This is a genomic window from Polaromonas sp., from assembly GCF_039930745.1.
Taxonomy (GTDB): domain Bacteria; phylum Pseudomonadota; class Gammaproteobacteria; order Burkholderiales; family Burkholderiaceae_C; genus Polaromonas.
The window spans coordinates 1-5127 of the sequence record NZ_JBDTTH010000160.1 but is presented as its reverse complement, the minus strand read 5'-3'; the positions used below and the strand labels follow the sequence as shown (position 1 = coordinate 5127).

The following is a 5127-nucleotide window of genomic DNA, read 5'->3' as shown; positions in this document are numbered from 1 at the left end:
GATTTCTCTATGACAGGTAACTCAGCGCTCATTCTTGCGCTCGTCTGCGGACTGGTAGCCGTGGCTTACGGCTTCTGGGCCCGTAGCTGGATTCTTTCCCAGGACGCCGGCAACCCGCGCATGCAGGAAATCGCAGCCGCGATCCAGACCGGCGCCGCCGCCTACCTGGCGCGCCAATACAAAACAATTGCCATCGTCGGCGTCGTGCTGGCGATATTGATCGGCATCTTCCTGGACGTGCCCAGCGCCATCGGCTTCGTCGTCGGCGCGGTGCTGTCAGGCGCCTGCGGCTTCATCGGCATGAATGTCTCGGTGCGCGCCAATGTGCGCACGGCACAGGCCGCAACCCGCGGCATTGGCCCCGCCCTGGACGTCGCCTTCCGCGGCGGCGCCATCACCGGCATGCTGGTGGTGGGCCTCGGCCTGCTGGGCGTCACAGCCTTCTACTGGTTCCTGGTCGGCAACGGCAACTACAAGCCCGACAGCAACCTCGCCGGCTTGCTGAACCCGCTGATCGGTTTTGCCTTCGGCTCGTCACTGATTTCCATCTTCGCTCGCCTGGGCGGCGGCATCTTCACCAAGGGCGCTGACGTTGGCGCCGACCTGGTGGGCAAGGTCGAGGCCGGCATTCCGGAAGACGACCCACGCAACCCGGCCGTGATTGCCGACAACGTGGGCGACAACGTGGGCGACTGCGCCGGCATGGCCGCCGACCTGTTCGAAACCTACGCCGTCACGCTGATTGCCACCATGGTGCTGGGCGCGCTGCTGCTGGGCACCGCCGGCACCAGCGCGGTGGTGTATCCGCTGGCGCTGGGCGCGGTATCCATCATCGCCTCCATCATCGGCTGCTTCTTCGTCAAGGCTTCGCCGGGCATGACCAATGTGATGCCTGCGCTGTACAAAGGCTTGGCCGTTGCTGGCGGCCTGTCGCTGATCGCGTTTTACTTCGTCACCACCTGGCTGATTCCCGACAACGCCATCAAGGCCTCCGGCACGCAAATGGCGCTGTTCGGCGCCTGCGCCGTCGGCCTGGTGCTGACCGGCGCGCTGGTCTGGATCACCGAGTACTACACCGGCACGCAGTACGCGCCGGTCAAGCACATTGCCCAGGCATCCACCACCGGGCACGGCACCAACATCATCGCCGGCCTCGGCGTGTCAATGCGTTCTACAGCCTGGCCGGTGATTTTTGTGTGTCTCGCGATCTGGGTGTCCTACGCGCTGGCCGGCCTCTACGGCATTGCCATTGCCGCGACGGCCATGCTGAGCATGGCCGGCATTGTGGTGGCGCTTGACGCTTACGGCCCGATCACCGACAACGCCGGCGGCATTGCCGAAATGGCCGACATGCCAGCCAGCGTGCGCGACATCACCGACCCGCTGGACGCTGTAGGCAACACGACGAAAGCCGTGACCAAGGGTTATGCCATCGGCTCGGCCGGCCTGGCAGCACTGGTATTGTTTGCCGACTACACGCACAAGCTCGAAGCCTACGGCCGGGCCATCACCTTCGACCTAAGCAACCCGATGGTCATCATCGGCCTGTTCATCGGCGGCCTGATTCCCTACCTCTTCGGAGCGATGGCGATGGAAGCCGTCGGCCGCGCCGCCGGTGCGGTGGTGGTTGAAGTACGCCGCCAGTTCCGCGACATCAAGGGCATCATGGACGGCACCGGCAAGCCCGAGTACGACACCGCAGTCGACATGCTGACAACAGCAGCCATCAAGGAAATGATGATCCCCTCGCTGCTGCCTGTGGTGGTGCCGATTCTGGTCGGCCTGCTGCTCGGCCCCGCCGCGCTGGGTGGCCTGCTGATGGGCACCATCGTGACCGGCCTGTTCGTGGCCATCTCCATGTGTACCGGTGGTGGTGCCTGGGACAACGCCAAGAAGTACATCGAGGACGGCAACCACGGCGGCAAGGGTTCGGAGGCGCACAAGGCCGCCGTGACCGGCGACACCGTGGGCGACCCCTACAAGGACACCGCCGGCCCGGCCATCAACCCGCTGATCAAGATCATCAACATCGTGGCGCTGCTGATCGTGCCGCTGATGATGAAGTTCCACGGCGGCACCGCCAATGCAGCACCGGCCACCCCGGTAGCGGCACCGGCCGCGATGAGCGCGCCGGCCGCACCCGTGGCCACCCCGACAGCGCCCGGCATGCCAGCGCCCGTGCCTGCCCAGGCAGCCGACGCGGCCGCCACGCCAACGCCAGCGAAATAAGAAGAAAAAGCCACGCTTTACTTCGGCCCGCTTCGGCGGGCTTTTTTTCGTCAGTGCGGTGTGGCCAGCACCGCCCGCACCAGCGCGCTGCAGGGTCCGGTCAACGTCCGCAGGTCGGCCGTGCGGTTGTCTTCAATGGCCTGCAGCACCAGTTCATTGATCCCGCCCACCACGGCCATGGCCATGGTTCTGGCCAGGGCTTCGTCCTGCGCCGTATGCGGATGGCCAGCATGGACGACCTGCGCCACAAAGTCGGCCATCTCCTGGTTCATCCGGCGGCGCACCTGCAGGCCCTCGGGGCCCAGGCTGAGGATTTCGATGAACAGGGTCCGCAGCAATGCCGGGTTGCTGGCCAGGCAGGCCAGGTAAGCGCCTATCGCGTGCTCCACCTGCGTCTTCCAGTCGCGGGCCGGGTCAATCGCGGCCTTCAGTACCTTGAATCCGCTGTGGCTGGCGGCGGCGTACAACGCAATCAGACAGTCTTTTTTGGTGGCAAAACATTCGTAAAAGGTGCGCTTGGAGACACCGGCTTCGCGCACGATGTCGGCCACCGTGGTGTCGGCATAACCCTTGAGCGCCACGCTGTGCGCCATGCCTTCGAGCAGGCGGGAGCGATAGGCGCTTACCGGCTCGGTGTCCAGGGTCGCGGCTTCGGAAGGTAGTGCGTCTGTGTCCATTGTCAAAACCATATCACCCCTTGAGCGCTGGCATGAATACTTGTTGGTACTTGACAGTACCACAATGCAAACCTATAGTCGACGAATTGGTACCAATTGGTACCAAACCAGCTCTTGAACGGAGAATCCATGAGCGAACTTGTTGTACGCCGCCTGTTGATAGACCTGGAGACCCCGCTGCCGCGCCACTGGTGCGCCGGCGACGCGTTTCGAACGGCTTTTTTCAACGCCTTGTCGATGAGCTTTCCGGTTGGCGAGCAATTCTTCATCGACTCGGTGCGCAACGGCCTGAAAGCCCTGCCGGCCGAACTGCAGGACAAGTACAAAGTGGAAGTCCAGGGCTTTATCGGCCAGGAGGCAACGCACCGCCGCATTCACAGCCTCTTCAATGGGCACCTCGAAAAGCAGGGCTTGGTCAACGACTGGGCACCGCGCGCAGAAAAAAACATGCAGCTGCTGGCAGGCGCCAACCCGCGCCACGCGCTGGCGATCACTGCCGCCAACGAACATTTCACCGCGATTCTGGCCGAGTGGATGCTGGGCAACCACGACATGCTCGACGGCTGCGAGCCGCGCCTGAAAACCATGTGGCTGTGGCACTGCGCCGAAGAGTCGGAGCATAAAAACACCGCCTTCGACGTGTACACCGCCCTGGGCGGCAGCCAGGAATGGCGCATCAAGTGGTTCCGCCGCATCACCACCGTGTTTTTGACCGATACCTTGCGCCAGACCGTCAACAACCTGCAGCACGACGGCACTTTGTGGCAGTGGCGCACCTGGAAAAGCGCGGCCGGTTTCCTGTTTGGCCAGCGCGGTCTGGTGCGCCAGACCTTCAAACCCTGGCGCGACTACCTGCGCCAGGACTTTCATCCCAACCAGCAGGCCAGCGAGCTGTCGGCACGCTGGCTGTCGGACAACAGCCGGGCCTACATCCCCGTGGGAACCCCCGCTTGAGGCCCAGCTTTTTGCTATTTATTCGATAGCTGCTTGCGCCCGTCCCCAAAGGGCTGAGGCCTGATTTAGCTTTGCTTTCTGCGGCCCTTTCGTTTTCGCGGAAAATCGCAGGCATGCAGCTCAATTACATCGCCAATGCCTCTGTGCGCTCGTCGTCGGCCAAAACCATTCCTGTGACAGATCCGTCCGACGGCCAGGTCTTCGAGGAAATCCAGCGCAGCAATGCGCAGGATATCGATGCCGCCGTCCAGGCCGCACACGATTGCATGGACACGGTCTGGCGCAAGATCAGCGCGGCCGAGCGTGGCCGGCTGCTGATGCGGCTGGCCGAAAAGGTTGAGCAGCATGCCGACGAGCTCGCAATGATCGAGCAGCGCGACTGCGGCAAGCCCACCAAACAGGCCAAAGCCGACGCCGCCGCGCTGGTGCGTTACTTCGAGTTTTACGCTGGCGCCTGCGACAAGCTGCACGGCGAAACCCTGCCCTACCTGGACGGCTACAGCGTGATGACCTGGCGCGAGCCGCACGGCGTCACCGGCCACATCATTCCGTGGAACTACCCGATGCAGATTTTCGGCCGCAGCGTCGGAGGCGCGCTCGCTGCCGGCAACGTCTGCGTGGTCAAGCCGGCTGAAGACGCCTGCCTGTCGCTGATTCGTGTGGCGCAGCTGGCGGCCGAAGCCGGCTTTCCGGCCGGCGCCATCAACATCGTCACCGGCTACGGCCATGAAGTCGGCGACGCCTTAGCGCGCCACAAAGGCATTCACCACATCAGCTTCACCGGCAGCCCCAGCGTGGGCACGCTGATCCAGCAGGTAGCGGCCGAGCGCCATTGCCCGGTGACGCTGGAGCTGGGCGGCAAAAGCCCACAAATCGTGTTTGCCGACGCCGACCTCGACGCTGCCATCCCGGCCGTCGTCAACGCCATCGTGCAAAACGCCGGCCAGACCTGCTCGGCCGGCTCCCGCCTGCTGGTGGACGAACTGATTTACGAACCACTGCTGGAGCGCCTGGGCCAGGCCTTCGAGAGGCTGCGCGTCGGCCCCGCCACCACGGACCTGGACGTCGGCCCGCTGATCCGCCAGTCCCAGCAGCAGCGTGTCTGGGACTTTTTGAGCGACGCGCAGGTGGCAGGCATCCCCATGGTCGCGCAGGGCCAGATCGTCGATGAAGCACCGGACACCGGCTTTTACCAGGCCCCCACCTTGCTGCGCGACGTGCCGGTGATGCACCGCCTGGCGCAGGAAGAAGTGTTTGGCCCGGTGCT

Annotated in this window: 4 protein-coding genes; 3 read left to right on the top strand and 1 reads right to left on the bottom strand. The window is 64.1% G+C overall.

The genetic code is table 11. The features are described 5' to 3' along the window. Positions 1-9: 9 nt before the first annotated feature. Positions 10-2229, top strand: a complete 2220-nt coding sequence (locus ABI660_RS22945; protein ID WP_348072498.1) for a sodium-translocating pyrophosphatase — start codon at positions 10-12, stop codon at positions 2227-2229. A gap of 50 nt (positions 2230-2279) precedes the next feature. Here ABI660_RS22945 and ABI660_RS22940 read toward each other — a convergent pair whose 3' ends face one another. Further along, the gene (locus ABI660_RS22940; protein ID WP_348072496.1) at positions 2280-2906 is read right to left on the bottom strand and encodes a TetR/AcrR family transcriptional regulator; all 627 of its coding nucleotides are present in this window, start codon (positions 2904-2906) and stop codon (positions 2280-2282) included. Between the two features lie 129 nt (positions 2907-3035). Here ABI660_RS22940 and ABI660_RS22935 point away from each other — a divergent pair, with 129 nt between their 5' ends. Beyond that, complete coding sequence (locus ABI660_RS22935; protein ID WP_348072494.1) at positions 3036-3860, top strand: metal-dependent hydrolase; 825 nt, start codon at positions 3036-3038, stop codon at positions 3858-3860. Positions 3861-3973: 113 nt separating this feature from the next. Continuing rightward, positions 3974-5127, top strand: a 1154-nt coding sequence (locus tag ABI660_RS22930) for an aldehyde dehydrogenase family protein (protein WP_348072492.1), incomplete at its 3' end; no start/stop codon positions are given.

Bases quoted from the DNA above. Each gene is read 5' to 3' on its own strand.
- ABI660_RS22945 (WP_348072498.1), top strand. From the start codon at position 10: ATGACAGGTAACTCAGCGCTCATTCTTGCGCTCGTCTGCGGACTGGTA.
- ABI660_RS22935 (WP_348072494.1), top strand. From the start codon at position 3,036: ATGAGCGAACTTGTTGTACGCCGCCTGTTGATAGACCTGGAGACCCCG.
- ABI660_RS22940 (WP_348072496.1), bottom strand. From the start codon at position 2,906: ATGGACACAGACGCACTACCTTCCGAAGCCGCGACCCTGGACACCGAG.